Origin of the sequence: Burkholderia cepacia (assembly GCF_029962485.1) — a bacterium.
GTDB lineage: Bacteria > Pseudomonadota > Gammaproteobacteria > Burkholderiales > Burkholderiaceae > Burkholderia.
Genome location: NZ_CP073638.1, coordinates 2,390,118 through 2,403,374 on the forward strand (window position 1 = coordinate 2,390,118; position 13,257 = coordinate 2,403,374).

Sequence of the window (13,257 nt, forward strand, 5' to 3'; positions counted from 1 at the left end):
CGAAAATCGTCGGTATCCGTCCAAAGTGGTCATACCAGTATGGAAATGCAGGATCGAGAAGGGCCGGCGCGGCGCGTGGCCGATGTCGTCGCCGAGCGGATCGAGCAGCTGATCGTCGACGGCGTGCTGAAGGCCGGGCAGGCGCTGCCGTCCGAGCGCCGGCTGACCGAGAAGCTCGGCGTGTCGCGCACGGCCGTGCGCGAAGGGATGAAGCTGCTGCACGCGCGCGGGATCATCGACACGATGCACGGCAAGGGCTCGTTCGTCGCGAGCCTGACCCCGCAGCGCGAGACCACGCCGATGATGCATCTGCTCGGCTCGCAGCCGCGCACGCTGTATGACCTGTTCGAGGTGCGCGGGATGCTCGAGGCCGAGGCTGCCCGGCTCGCGGCGTTGCGCGGCACGCCGGCCGATTTCATCCTGATCAGGCGTCGCTACGAGGAAATGACCGCGGCCGACGCGCAGGATCTCGACCCTGCCGCGCGTGCGAAGCTCGATCACGCGTTTCATCTCGCGATCTGCGAGGCGTCGCACAACCCGGTGCTCGTCAATACGCTGCAGTCGCTGACCGACCTGTTGCTCAGTTCGGTGTTCGCGTCGGTGAACAACCTCTATCACCGCGAACCGCTGAAGAAGCAGATCGACCGCCAGCACGCGCGGCTCTACAACGCGGTCACGGGGCGGCTGCCCGACCAGGCACGCAAGGCCGCGAGCGAACATATCCGCCAGTGCGTCGAGTATCTGCGCGAGATCGAGCAGGAGGAGCAGCGGCTCGTGCGTTCGACGTTACGGCTCGAAGGGTGGACCTGAGCTAGCGCCGGTGCGTTTATGCGATGACATGAATCAAGCGAAGTGCGTCGACGATGCGGTTTGATTGGTTGTTGCATCATAATGTGATGTATTCGGCAGACGGCATCCTCGGATTTGCACGTTCGTGCAACGTGCGCCGTGTACCGTCGCATGTATTACGCCATCGATCCTGACAGGAGGATGCTGCATGTCGATTCCGAAGCATGGCGACGGGCCTGACGCCCGTGCCGACCCGATTCCGCATGAAGACCGCGCCGCGCTGCTGGCGACGCTCGACGAACTGCTGGAGGCCGAGCGCGCAGGCGCGCGTGTCGCTTCCGAAACGGCAGCCGAGGTGAGCGACGATCCGGAGCTGCATCGGCTGATCGCCCATATTCGCCAGGACGAGGCGCACTGGTGCAGCGTGCTCGTCGACGCGATCCGGTCGCTCGATGCGGTACCGACGCGCGCGACCGGCGCGTTCTACGAGAAGGCGATGACGATCGACGATCTGGCGGAGCGGATGGCATTCCTGAATCGTGGCCAGCGCTGGGTGGTCCGCAAGCTGCAGACGTTGCTGCCGACGCTCGCCGATCGGGACATGCATCACGCACTGTCGTTGATGCTGGTGGCGCACGAGAAGAATATCGGGGCGGTCGATGTGCGGCTGCGCGGCGGAGCGGACGGGGCGCAACCCGCGCCGTAACCGCTAGAATTGCGGTTTTAGCCCGGAATACGTCCATGTCCTTTGCCTCGCTTGGCCTGATCGAGCCGCTGCTGCGTAATCTGCAGGGCCTCAATTACCAGACACCTACGCCGGTGCAGGCCAAGGCGATCCCTGCCGTGCTGAGTGGCAAGGACGTCATGGCCGCGGCACAGACCGGCACGGGCAAAACGGCCGGTTTTGCGCTGCCGCTGCTGCAACGGCTGGTGCAACACGGCCCGGCGGTGTCGAGCAACCGTGCGCGCGTGCTGGTGCTGGTGCCCACGCGTGAACTGGCCGAACAGGTGCTGCAAAGCTTCGTCGAGTACGGCAAAGGCCTCGATCTGCGTTTCCTGGCTGCCTACGGTGGCGTGAGCATCAATCCGCAGATGATGAAGCTGCGCAAGGGCGTGGACGTGCTCGTCGCCACGCCGGGCCGTCTGCTCGACCTCAATCGCCAGAACGCGGTGCAGTTCGATCAGGTGCAGACGCTGGTGCTCGACGAAGCCGACCGCATGCTCGATCTCGGCTTTGCGCGCGAACTCGACGCCGTCTTCGCTGCGTTGCCGGCCCGGCGCCAGACGCTGCTGTTCTCCGCGACGTTTACCGACGATATCCGCGCGATGGCGGCCAACATTCTGCGCAGCCCGGTCGATATCAGCGTCAGCCAGCCCAATGCCACGGCCAGCAAGATCAAGCAGTGGGTGGTGACGGTCGACAAGCGGAACAAGCCCGATCTCTTCATGCACCTGGTGGCCGAGAACAACTGGGAGCACGCGCTGGTGTTCGTCAAGACTCGTGTCGGCGTGGATTACCTGGCGGCCATGCTCGATGAAGCGGGCTACGCGGTCGACACCATCCACGGCGACAAGCCGCAGCCCGCGCGCCTGCGTGCGCTGGAGCGCTTCAAGGCACGCGAAGTCCAGATGCTGGTCGCCACCGATGTGGCGGCGCGCGGGCTCGATATCGACGATCTGCCGCTGGTGATCAACGTCGATCTGCCGATCGTCGCGCAGGACTATGTGCACCGTATCGGCCGTACCGGGCGCGCGGGCGCCAGCGGGGTGGCGGTGTCGCTGGTGTGTGCCGACGAGGCGCCGCAACTGGCCGCGATCGAAGCGCTGATCCGGCAAACGCTGCGGCGTGAAGAAGAGCCGGGCTTCGAAGCCGAACACCGCGTGCCGGAAACGAGTGCGACCGGGCAGATCATCAAGAAGCCGAAAAAGCCGAAGAAACCCAAGGTGCAGCAGGCGGTGCCGGTTGCCAAGCAGGGGCCCGGCAAGAAGCCGCACCCGCAAGGCGGTGAAAGCAAGCGCAAGCCTGCGACGCAGCATGCGAAGCCGGCCGGTAATGGACCGGACTACACGATCGGCAGCCCGTTCAGCGTGCAGAAGCCGCGCAGCAAACCTGCGGGCAAGGCAGGTGCGGGGGCGGGCAAGCCGGCCGGCAAATCGGCGGCGAAACCCGCTGGCGGTCGCGGCAAACGCCAACCCTGATCCGGCATGAAAAAAGCCCGCCGAAGCGGGCAACCTCACGATGCGGAGGGGGAGATACGAAAACGCGTCCGGCGCGCGTTCAGCCTTTCGTCGCGCCGAACGTGAGCCCCGCGACGAAATGCTTCTGCATCGCGAAGAACATCGCGACCGACGGCAGCGCCGCAAGGATCGACCCGGCCGAAACGAGATTCCACGACGTCGTCCATTGTCCCTTCAGCGCGGCGACGCCCGCCGTGATCGGCGCGGCCTCATCGCCCTGCGTGAGACACAGCGCCCAGAAGTAATCGTTCCACACGAACGTAAACACGAGAATCGCAAGCGCGGCCAACGCCGGCCGGATCAACGGCAGCACGATCCGCCAGAACACCGTCCATTCTCCGGCGCCTTCGATGCGCGCGGCCTCGATCAGCTCGAACGGCAACTGCTTGATGAAGTTGCGCAGGAACAGCGTGCAGAACCCGGTCTGAAACGCGACATGAAACAGGATCAGCGCATCGACGGTGTTGAACACACCGAGCCTCAGCGACAGGTCGCGCACCGGAATCATCAACACCTGCACGGGCACGAAGTTGCCGGCGACGAACGTGCCGAACAGCGCGGTATTGCCGCGAAACCGGTAGGTCGCCAGCGCAAAGCCGGCCATCGCCGCGAGCGCGATCGAGCCGATCACCGACGGCACCGTGATCTGCACGCTGTTCCAGAAGTAATGCAGCATCGGTGACGTCGTCAGCGCGTCGCGGTAGTTCTCGACCATCGCGAAGTGCCGTGGCCACCCCCAGTAGTGGCCTTCGACGAGCTCCTCGGTCGAGCGCACCGACGTGACGAACACGGCGATCATCGGCATCAGCCAGATCAGTAATGCGACGGGCAGCGACAGCTTGTACAGCCGGCGCGAGACGGGCTTCCATTGGGCAACGGGCGTCGGAAACATGATCGATGAATCCCCGGTAGGTCACTGCTCGTTGCGCAGCATGCGGCGCAACTGGAACACGATGTAGACGAGCATGATCGCGAACAGCACGACTGCGATCGACGCGGAATAGCCGAGCCGGTAGTACTTGATCGCCTGGTCGTACATGTAATACGCGAGCACGGTCGAACTCTCGAACGGGCCGCCGCTCGTCATGACCGAGATCAGGTCGAAGCTGCGCAGCGCGCCGATCACCGTGACGACGATCGCCATGAACGTGGTCGGCCGCAGCTGTGGCAGCACGACGTGCCACAGCAGCGCGAAGCCGCGCGCACCTTCCATCCGCGCGGCCTCGATCTGTTCCGGGTTGATCGACGTGAGACCGGTCAGGTACAGGATCATGCAGTACGCCGTTTGCGGCCACAGCGCGGCGAACACGATGCCGAGCGTCGCGTAGCGCGCGTCGCCGAGCACCGGGATGCCGTGCCCCGCGATCAGCGCAAGCAGCCCGAACGTCGGATCGTAGAACCACGAGAAGATCAGGCCGACGACCACGCCGGACAGCACGAACGGCGCGAAGAACAGCGATTTTACGAGCCGGATGCCGCCGACCGCCTGGTTCAGGTACAACGCGAGCGCAAGCCCGAGCGGCGGCGCGAGCATGAAGAGCACGAGCCAGATCACGTTGTTGCGCAGCGCCGTGTAGAACGTCGGCGCTTGCAGCAGCTCGGCATAGTTCGCGAGGCCGACAAACGTGCGTTCGGTCATCCCGTCCCAGTTGTACAGGCTCAGCCACAGCGTCGACAGGATCGGCCAGATCACATAGACGGCAACCATTGCGCAGGCCGGCGCGAGAAACAGCCACGCGGCGCGTCGTTGCCGCCGCACGGCGGGCGACGGGCGGCGCGCGGGCAACGCGGTGGCGGATGTTCCGCGCGGCGGCGGCGCGGTGCCGGCGGGCGGGGTGGACGTGATCGGACTGGACACGGCAAGCCTCCTGAACGGACGCGGCGGCACGCGGCCGCCGGTTGGGTCACGCGGTCACTTCTTGTAGATCCGCTTGCGGGTCTGTTCGAGTTGCGCGAGCACCGTATCGAGCTGCGCGGGATTCGCGAGGAACTGCTGCATGCCCTTCATCCCCTCGTCGGCCATTTCCTTCGTCATGTCGCGGTCGTAGAACTGCGCGACGCCGCCCTTCGTATCGGCGAGGATCCGGAAGCCGATGCGCGAAATCGGATCGGCCGGCTCGGGCGACTTGCTGTTCGCCGACAGCGAGCCGAGGCCTTCCGCGAGCTTCGCGCCCATCTCGGGCGTTTCGACGAACGCGAGGAACGTGTGCGCATCGGCCTTGTTCTTCGCCTTCGTCGGGATGTGCAGCGATTCGACCGGGCCGTCCTCGGCGGTCGGCACCTTCGGGTCGATGACCGGGAAGCGGTAGTAGCCCATTTCCTGCTTCACGTTCGGCGGAAAGCCCGCCGCGATGAAGGTGCCCATCAGCATCATCGCGGCCTTGCCCTGGAACAGGAACGGCTGCGCGCCGTCGAGATCGTAGGACAGCGCGTTGTCGATGAAGTAGCCGGCATCGATCAGCGATTTCCAGGTCGTGTAGACCTTCTTCACGCGCGGGTCGGTGTACGGCACGTCGCCCGCCATCAACTGCTGGTGGAATGCGTTGCCGTTCAGGCGCAGGTCGAGATAGTCGAACCAGCCGGCGAGCGTCCACGCGTCGCGGCCGCCGATCGCGACCGGCGTGATGCCTGCGGCCTTCAGCTTCTTGCACGCGTCGAGAAACTGGTCCCAGGTCTTCGGTTCGTCGGCGATGCCGACCTTGCGGAACAGGTCCTTGCGGTAGAACAGGCCCCACGAGTAGTAGACGGTCGGCGCCGCGTACTGTTTGCCGTTGTACGACGATGCGTCGCGCGTCGACGCATACATCGCGCCCCAGCCATTTTTTGTCCAGTCGCCGCTCAGGTCCTCGAACAGCCCGCGCTTCGCGTAGTACGCCATCCGCTCGCCCGCGTGCCAGTTCACGACGTCCGGCGCGACGGTCGTCAGCCACGCGGGGAGCTGCACCTTGTACGCTTCCTCGTCGACGAAGGTCGCCTTCACGTCGATGTCGGGATGGGCCTTGTGGAATGCATCGAGCGTCGATTGCCAGACCGCGCGCTGGCTCGCGCCCTTGAACGCGATGTTGATGGTCAGCGTGCCGGCATCGGCGGGCGCCGTCATGGCGAGCGATGCGAAGGCGACGGCGGCGGCCGTGGCGAGCCGGGCGGCGGCGCGAAGGGGGCGATGTGTCATGGTGTCTCCAGTCCTGTGTGTCGTTGTGCGTGACCGGCACGTCGTGGCGCCGGTGGCGGGGGCTACGAACGGCTTCGATACACGGCTACGTCCTGCGGCTCGACCTGCGCGGCGCCGAGCACGAACGCCGACGGCGGCACCGCGTCGATCGTGTGCGGCGCGGTGCCATAGTTGAAAACGTAGGTCAGGCCACCGCGCCGGCTCACGCGCACGCCGTCGCCGAGCGGCGTCGGCACGAGGCCCGCTTCGGCCGCGACGTCGGCGAACAGCTTCGCGGTGGTTGCATCGTCGAACAGCGCGGCCCAGTAGTGCAGCGCGCCATGTGACACGCAGGCCGGATGACCGTCGGCGAAGCGTGCGCGCACGACGCTGCGCGTGTCGTCGTGCAGCTCGACGAAGTCGCGCCAGTGGCGCGCGTCGCCCGCGAGCGGCGAACCGTCGCGCAGCGTGCCGTCGATTCGCTCGGCCACGTTCGGCCGCAGCGATTCGACGCGCCACACGCGCACCGGCAGGATCGACGCGAGCGCGCCAGGCGGCAGCGTCGGCGGAATCTGCAGGTCGACTGTCTTCGAACCGGTACGCGGCCCGAACACCGCATGCGCACCCGAGGCGGCGAGCCGTGCCGCGAAATCGTCCGGCACGACGGGCAGCGGCGGCACCACAACGAGACGGTAGCCGTCGAGCGGCGCGTGCACTGAGATGATGTCGACGTCGAGGCCGAGCGAGCGCAGCGCCGAGTAGTACTCGAACGCGAAGCGCGGGTAGTGGAAATCGGCGCCTTGCGGCTGCACTTCGAACAGCCACTTCGCTTCGTAATCGAAGACGAGCGCGACCGGTGCGCGCACCGGGCCGTCCGCATCCGCGCCGGCGTCGTGTACGGAAGCGATCTCGCGCGCGACGCGCTGCGCCTCGCGGCCGCCTTCGTCGAGCTGGTTGTCCGGCGTGTTCAGGCCCGCGTGCATCTGCTCCTGCGCGAACGGCGCCTGCCGCCAGCGGAAGTACGACACGCAGCCGGCGCCGTGCGCGAACGCTTCCCAGCTCCACAGGCGCACCATGCCCGACAGCGGCGCGGGGTTCCACTGCGCCCAGTTCACGGGGCCCGGCTGCTGCTCCATCACCCAGAACGGCAGCTTCGACATGCCGCGATACAGGTCGTGATTGAACGACGCGAAATCGGGATGGCCGGTGCGCAGCCAGCGCGCCTTCACGTCGGGTGCGAACCATTGCTCTTCGAGCGCGCCGAGCGGGTAGCTGTCCCAGGTCGCGATGTCGAGGTCGCGTGCGACCTCGTAGTGGTCGAACTCGGTGAACAGCTGCATGAAGTTGTGCGCGACGGGCCGACCCGGCGAATGCGCGCGGATCACGTCGACCTGCATCCGGTGATAACGCGCGACTTCATCGGATGCGAAGCGCCGGTAGTCGAGGCGATGCGACGGATGGGCCTCGGTCACGGTGCCGACAGGCGCGTCGACTTCGTCGAAATGGCGATACTCCATGCTCCAGAACACGGTGCCCCATGCGCGGTTCAGCGCGTCGATCGTGCCGTAGCGCGCCTTCAGCCATGCGCGGAAGCGCACGAGCGCGGCCGGCGAGTAGCTGACGACCGTCTGGTGGCAGCCGAGTTCGTTGTCGGTTTGCCAGTAACGCACGGCCGGGTGGCGGCCGTAGCGTTCGGCGACCGCCGTGCAGATTTGCCGCGACGCTTCGAGATAGGTCGGCGACGAGAAGTCGTAATGGCGGCGCGAGCCGAACGCGCGCGGCCGGCCGTCCGCGCCGATCGCGAGGATGTCGGGATGGCGGTCGACCAGCCATTTCGGCGGCGTCGCGGTCGGCGTGCACATCACGATCTCGAGGCCGGCCGCGCCGAGCACATCGACCGCGCGATCGAGCCAGCCCCAGTCGTATTCGCCCGGCGACGGCTCGATCCGGCTCCACGCGAATTCGGCGATCCGCACCTGCTCGATGCCGAGCGCTTTCATCCGGCGGGCATCATCGGCCCACATCGATTCCGGCCAGTGTTCCGGGTAGTAGCAAACTCCGAGGCGCATGCCGATCCTTATGCGTAGTGGTGGTGGACGAGGACGTCGGTGCACGCGGGCACCGCGCGGCCGTCTTCGGTGAAGAGATGGCAGGCCGAGCCCGGCGCATGTAGGTGCACGCGCTCGCCGGTGCGCACCTGCGCGTCGCCGGGTACTTTCGCGATCAGCGGTGCGCCGCCGGGCGTGTCGAGGTGCACATAGGTCTGTTCGCCGAGGCGTTCGACGAGTGCGACGTCGCGCGCGAGCGTGGTCGCGTCGGGCGCGGTGCCGAGCGTCAGGTGTTCGGGGCGAATGCCGAGCGTCACGGCCACGCCGGCGCCGAGTGCCGAGCCGTCGCGTGGCAGCGTGAAGGTTTCGCCGGACGTCACGAGCGTGACGGTCGTGCGATGTGCGTCGCGCGTTGTGACGACGGCCGGCAGGAAGTTCATGCGCGGCGAGCCGATGAAGCCCGCGACGAAGCGGCTGGCCGGATGGTGGTAGAGGTCGAGCGGCGCGCCGACCTGCGCGATGCTGCCGTGCTGCGCGGTGTCCGCGCCGGCGTGCAGCAGCACGATCTTGTCGGCGAGCGTCATCGCCTCGGTCTGGTCGTGGGTCACGTAGACGACGCTCGCGCGTTCGAACTGCCGGTGCAGCCGCGCGATCTCGATGCGGGTCTGGCCGCGCAGCGCCGCGTCGAGATTCGACAGCGGTTCGTCGAAGAGAAACACGCCGGGCTCGCGCACGATCGCGCGGCCGATCGCGACGCGCTGCCGCTGGCCGCCCGACAGCGCCTTCGGCTTGCGCTCGAGCAGTGTGTCGAGTTGCAGGATGCGTGCGGCGTCGCGCACCTTGCGGTCGATCTCGGCCTTTGGCACGCGTGCGAGCTTCAGTCCGAACGCCATGTTCTCGTACACCGTCATGTGCGGAAACAGCGCGTAGCTCTGGAACACCATCGCGACGCCGCGCTCGGCGGCCGGCACGTCGTCGACGCGGCGGCCGTCGATCGACAGCTCGCCCGCGCTCAGATCCTCGAGGCCGGCAATCATGCGCAGCAACGTCGACTTGCCGCATCCGGACGGCCCGAGGAACACGCAGAACTCGTGCGCGCCGATCTCCAGATCGACGTCGCGAATGACCGGCGCGTGATCGCCATAGGCTTTCTGCACGCGCCGCATCGAGATGCTCGCCATTGTCTCCGCTCCATGTTTTAATGCGCCGTACTGCTTGATTAAGCGCTTAACCATCGCGATCAAAAAAAGGGGCGATGCGATCGCGGCCGAGTCGCGCCCGTCGGACGGGCGGCAAGGTGTGCGGCGATAGTGCGCCGCTTCGGTGAGCGAAGCAAATACTGGATCAACGTCTCATATAGTGAGCAAACATGGCGACACTGGATGAAGTTGCGCGCCGCGCCGGCGTGACGGCCGCGACGGTATCGAACGTGCTGCGCGATCGCGGCCGGGTGGGCGACGCGACGCGCGCACGGGTGCTGGAGGCCGTCGAGGCGCTCGGGTATCGGCCGCATCTCGCCGCGCGGGCGCTGGCGGAAGGGCGCGCGCCGACGGTCGCGCTGATGGTGTCGAGCATCGCGAACCCGTTCTATCCGGAGTTCGCGCTGGCGGTCGAACGCGCGGTGCGCCGTAACGGGCAGTTCCTGATCGTCTGCAATACGAACGAAGATCCGCTGCAGGGGCGCGCTTATCTCGACCAGATTGCCGGCACGATTTCCGAGGGCATTCTCGTGACCAACGCGAACCTGCACCTGCCGGATCTGCTCGACGTCGCGCGGCGCGGCGTGCCGGTCGTACTGTGCCTGTGGGAGCGGCCCGAGGCGCCGCCCGACGGATTGCCGTGCGTGGCGATCGATTTCCGCGAGGCGGGACGGATCGCGACGCGGCATCTGGTCGAACTCGGTCACGAGCGGATCGGCCTGATCGTCGGCGGATCGGCGAGCGGCGTGCAGGCGGCGCGCTACGACGGTTTCGTCGACGTGATGCGCGAAGCGGGGCTCGATGCGTCGATCGTCGCCGCCGAGCCAGACTCGATCGAAGGCGGCGTGCGCGCGGCGGGGCGGCTGCTCGACGCGCATCCGCAGTTGACTGCGCTGCTGGCCACCAACGACCTGCCGGCGATCGGCGCGATGCATGCGGCGGCCGATCGCGGCAGGCGTGTGCCGGACGATCTGTCGATCGTCGGGATTACCGACATTCACCTCGCCAGCGACACGCGGCCCACGCTGACGACCGTTGCGATTCCGACGGCCGAGGCCGCCGGGCTCGCGGTCGAACTGCTCAATGCGCTGCGCGAGGCGGGCGAGCGTAGCGACGGGGCGTCACGCGTGCGGATAGCGTCGCTGCCGAAACTGGTGGTGCGTGGGACGACCGGCCGCGCGCCTGACGGGAGCGTGACGCGATCGACTTGATGTATCGATGGGTTGAACGTCGCGAGGGAGGGCGCCGCCGCAATCGGCCCGGCCCGGTAAGGCCCACGCGCGGTGAAGCAAGCGGCAAACACAGCCCCGGCCTCAATCGCCTTCGACGAGCCGCATCACGATGCTTCTGGCCGATTCGAGATGCGCGACCGTCATCGAGCGTGCCGCGCGCGCATTGCGTTCGCGGCACGCCTGCAGGATCTCTTCATGCTCGACCTGGAACGACGGCGTATCGGCGAGCAGCGTCGTCTGCAGGCGCTCGTAACGTTCGACCTGGCTACGCAATTCGGCAATCGACTTCAACTGCCTCGCGTTGCCGCAACACGAATACAGCAGCGCGTGGAATTCGCGGTTCAGCTCGCCCTGCCGGCGCGGCCCGCTCGCATCGTCGAGCAGGCGATGCACGAGTTCGGCGCGCGCGAGCGTCTCGTCGTCGAGGCGCTTCACGCTTCGGTAGATCGCGTCGCCTTCGAGCAGCACGCGAAGATCGTAGATTTCCTGCACGTCGGACGCACTCAGCATCCGCACGATGGCGCCGCGATTCCTGAAGATATCCAGCAAGCCTTCGCGTTCCAGCCGCTGGATCGCCTCGCGCATCGGAATTCGGCTGATGCCGAACCGCTCGGCCAGGTCGCGCTCGACGAGCCGTTCCCCGGCCGCAAGCTCGCCGTTGATGATCATGTCGCGCAACGACGCGGCGACCGCGTCCGCCGTGGAATCGAGTTTGGCTTCCATACCTGCGTGTTTCGTCAATTTGGAATAATGGTATACCAAACGGGAATCCGGTGCCACAATGGCGGCGATAGGCGGGCGCTGCACGACGGCGTCCGGCACGGTCGAAGCACCGACATCAATGGAGAGCGAGATGGCATCTGGCGAACACAAGTATCGCGTCGCAGTGGAGTGGACGGGCAATCGTGGCACCGGCACGTCGGGATATCGCGAGTACGGCCGCGATCATGTGATCCGCGCGGGTTCGAAGCCGGACATCCCCGGTTCGTCGGACGCGTCGTTTCGCGGCGATGCGGCGCGCTGGAATCCGGAAGACCTGCTGCTCGCGTCGGCATCGGCGTGCCACAAGCTCTGGTATCTGCATTTGTGCTCCGATGCGGGCATTCGCGTGCTCGCCTATGTCGACGCTGCGGAAGGTACGATGGTCGACAGCTCCGAGCCGGGCCGCTTCACCGAAATCGTGCTGCGCCCGCACGTGACCATTCAGGCCGGCGACGATCTCGAGCGGGCAGAACATCTGCATCATGATGCGCATGCGAAGTGCTATATCGCGAACTCGGTCAATTTCCCGATCCGCTGCGAACCGGTGATCGAGTTCGCCGCCGCCTGACGCCGACACCAGCCGAATGAAATCGACGATGAAGCTTTTCTACTACCCCAGCAACGCCAGCATGGCGCCGCACTTCGTGCTCGAAGAAATCGGTGAGCCGTTCGAGCTTGAATACGTCGACCGCACGCACGATCAACACAAGTCGCCGGATTACCTCGCGCTGAACCCGAACGGACTCATCCCGGTGCTGGTCGACGGCGATCTCGTGCTGTACGAAACCGCCGCGATCTGCCTGCATCTCGCCGATACGCATCCGCAGCAGCAGCTTGCGCCCGGCCTCGGCACGCCGGAACGTGCACAGTTCTACAAGTGGCTCATGTGGCTCACCAACACGCTGCAGGCAACGCTGATCGCGTATTTCTATCCGGAGCGCTGGGTCGATGCGGGCAACGCGTCGGGCGCCGCGCAGGTCAAGGCGCATGCGGAGGCAAAGATCGCGACGCTGCTGGATCAGCTCGAGCATCAGCTGGAAACGACGGGCGGCCCGTGGCTGCTCGGTGAGCACTACACGGTGCTCGATCCGTATGCGCTGATGCTGTGCCGCTGGACGCGCGGCTTTGCCGAGCCGGCGCGGCAACGGTCGGTACTCGGCGGGTATCTGCAGCGGGTGCTCGCGCGCCCGGCGATCCAGCGGGCTTTGAACACGGAAGGGCTCGCAGCGCCCTGGGTGTAACGCGTAACGGGAGCAGCATGCGCGTCGAGCGGCGCGCATGCATACCCTGCAATTCGGCAATTCGGCAATTCGGCAAGGCAACCAAACCCGCGCTGCATCGTCACAGCGCGATGCCGTAAACCTCCCGCGCAGCCGCGCGAATCGCGTCGGCCATTACCGCGACGGCCGGCGAATGCAGCCGGTCGGTGCGCGTGATGATCCCGAAATCGTCCATCCGGCAATCCATCTCCAGCGGCAACACCGTGACGATTCCGTGCCGCGCGTAGTAGCGCGCGACGTCCTCGGCCAGCACTGCGATCATGTCGCTCTGCTCGAGCAACTGCGTGATGAACAGCAGCGCGGACGTTTCGACGAGGTTTGCCGGCGGCGTGTCGCTGACCGGCGGCGTCGCGACGATCTCCGGCGTGCTGGTCGGCGTGCTGATCATGGGCTCCGTGCAGGACGCGATGAGCCTGCTGAACGTGCCGACGTTTTACCAATATCTGATACGCGGCGGAATTCTGTTGCTCGCGGTGCTGTTCGACCAGTATCGTCGCAACCAGCGGCGCGCGATGAAGATCTGACCCTGACGAACGCGCGGCCGCCGGCGAAGGCGAC

At 66.4% G+C, this 13,257-nt stretch carries 11 protein-coding genes and 3 pseudogenes; 7 read left to right on the forward strand and 7 right to left on the reverse strand.

All coding sequences use genetic code 11. The annotated features are described in order from the left end of the window. Positions 1 to 39: 39 nt before the first annotated feature. From glcC to KEC55_RS27190, 3 genes and pseudogenes are all read left to right on the forward strand, one after another. Positions 40 to 810: a transcriptional regulator GlcC gene (gene glcC / locus KEC55_RS27180; RefSeq protein WP_282508193.1), complete on the forward strand. Its 771-nt coding sequence runs from the start codon at positions 40 to 42 to the stop codon at positions 808 to 810. Between the two features lie 247 nt (positions 811 to 1,057). Beyond that, positions 1,058 to 1,495, forward strand: a pseudogene (locus KEC55_RS27185) (DUF6306 domain-containing protein); the annotation flags it as partial. A 35-nt stretch (positions 1,496 to 1,530) separates the two neighbouring features. After that, positions 1,531 to 2,988, forward strand: a complete 1,458-nt coding sequence (locus tag KEC55_RS27190) for a DEAD/DEAH box helicase (protein WP_282508195.1) — start codon at positions 1,531 to 1,533, stop codon at positions 2,986 to 2,988. Between the two features lie 79 nt (positions 2,989 to 3,067). Here KEC55_RS27190 and KEC55_RS27195 read toward each other — a convergent pair whose 3' ends face one another. The 5 genes from KEC55_RS27195 to KEC55_RS27215 form a co-directional block, all read right to left on the reverse strand. Further along, positions 3,068 to 3,919: a carbohydrate ABC transporter permease gene (locus KEC55_RS27195; protein WP_282508196.1), complete on the reverse strand. Its 852-nt coding sequence runs from the start codon at positions 3,917 to 3,919 to the stop codon at positions 3,068 to 3,070. Positions 3,920 to 3,940: 21 nt separating this feature from the next. Further along, positions 3,941 to 4,885 carry a carbohydrate ABC transporter permease gene (locus KEC55_RS27200; RefSeq protein WP_282508197.1) on the reverse strand — a complete coding sequence of 315 codons (945 nt, stop codon included), beginning with the start codon at positions 4,883 to 4,885 and terminating at the stop codon, positions 3,941 to 3,943. 54 nt (positions 4,886 to 4,939) lie between these two features. Beyond that, entirely contained in the window at positions 4,940 to 6,199 is a 1,260-nt protein-coding gene (locus tag KEC55_RS27205; protein WP_282508199.1) for an ABC transporter substrate-binding protein, read from the reverse strand. Between the two features lie 62 nt (positions 6,200 to 6,261). Then, positions 6,262 to 8,247 (reverse strand): beta-galactosidase, encoded by a 1,986-nt coding sequence (locus KEC55_RS27210; RefSeq protein WP_282508200.1) that lies wholly within the window; start codon positions 8,245 to 8,247, stop codon positions 6,262 to 6,264. Positions 8,248 to 8,255: 8 nt separating this feature from the next. Then, positions 8,256 to 9,407 carry an ABC transporter ATP-binding protein gene (locus tag KEC55_RS27215; RefSeq protein ID WP_282508201.1) on the reverse strand — a complete coding sequence of 384 codons (1,152 nt, stop codon included), beginning with the start codon at positions 9,405 to 9,407 and terminating at the stop codon, positions 8,256 to 8,258. A gap of 188 nt (positions 9,408 to 9,595) precedes the next feature. On the opposite strand from KEC55_RS27215, the gene KEC55_RS27220 reads away from it, so the two are divergent. Next, positions 9,596 to 10,636 (forward strand): LacI family DNA-binding transcriptional regulator, encoded by a 1,041-nt coding sequence (locus tag KEC55_RS27220; RefSeq protein ID WP_282508202.1) that lies wholly within the window; start codon positions 9,596 to 9,598, stop codon positions 10,634 to 10,636. Positions 10,637 to 10,738: 102 nt separating this feature from the next. Here KEC55_RS27220 and KEC55_RS27225 read toward each other — a convergent pair whose 3' ends face one another. Then, on the reverse strand, positions 10,739 to 11,380 hold the full coding sequence (locus KEC55_RS27225) for a GntR family transcriptional regulator (protein ID WP_282508203.1): 642 nt from the start codon (positions 11,378 to 11,380) through the stop codon (positions 10,739 to 10,741). A gap of 130 nt (positions 11,381 to 11,510) precedes the next feature. Between KEC55_RS27225 and KEC55_RS27230 the strand changes: the two genes are divergently transcribed. Both KEC55_RS27230 and KEC55_RS27235 read left to right on the forward strand, forming a co-directional pair. Then, complete coding sequence (locus tag KEC55_RS27230) at positions 11,511 to 11,987, forward strand: OsmC family protein (RefSeq protein WP_282508204.1); 477 nt, start codon at positions 11,511 to 11,513, stop codon at positions 11,985 to 11,987. 28 nt (positions 11,988 to 12,015) lie between these two features. Next, the gene (locus KEC55_RS27235; protein ID WP_282508205.1) at positions 12,016 to 12,660 is read left to right on the forward strand and encodes a glutathione S-transferase family protein; all 645 of its coding nucleotides are present in this window, start codon (positions 12,016 to 12,018) and stop codon (positions 12,658 to 12,660) included. 100 nt (positions 12,661 to 12,760) lie between these two features. Here KEC55_RS27235 and KEC55_RS27240 read toward each other — a convergent pair. Next, positions 12,761 to 13,027: pseudogene (locus KEC55_RS27240) on the reverse strand (LysR substrate-binding domain-containing protein); the annotation flags it as partial. Between KEC55_RS27240 and araH the strand changes: the two are divergent. Further along, positions 13,017 to 13,223: pseudogene (araH, locus tag KEC55_RS27245) on the forward strand (L-arabinose ABC transporter permease AraH); the annotation flags it as partial. The pseudogenes KEC55_RS27240 and araH overlap by 11 nt on opposite strands. Between the last annotated feature and the right edge of the window lie 34 nt (positions 13,224 to 13,257).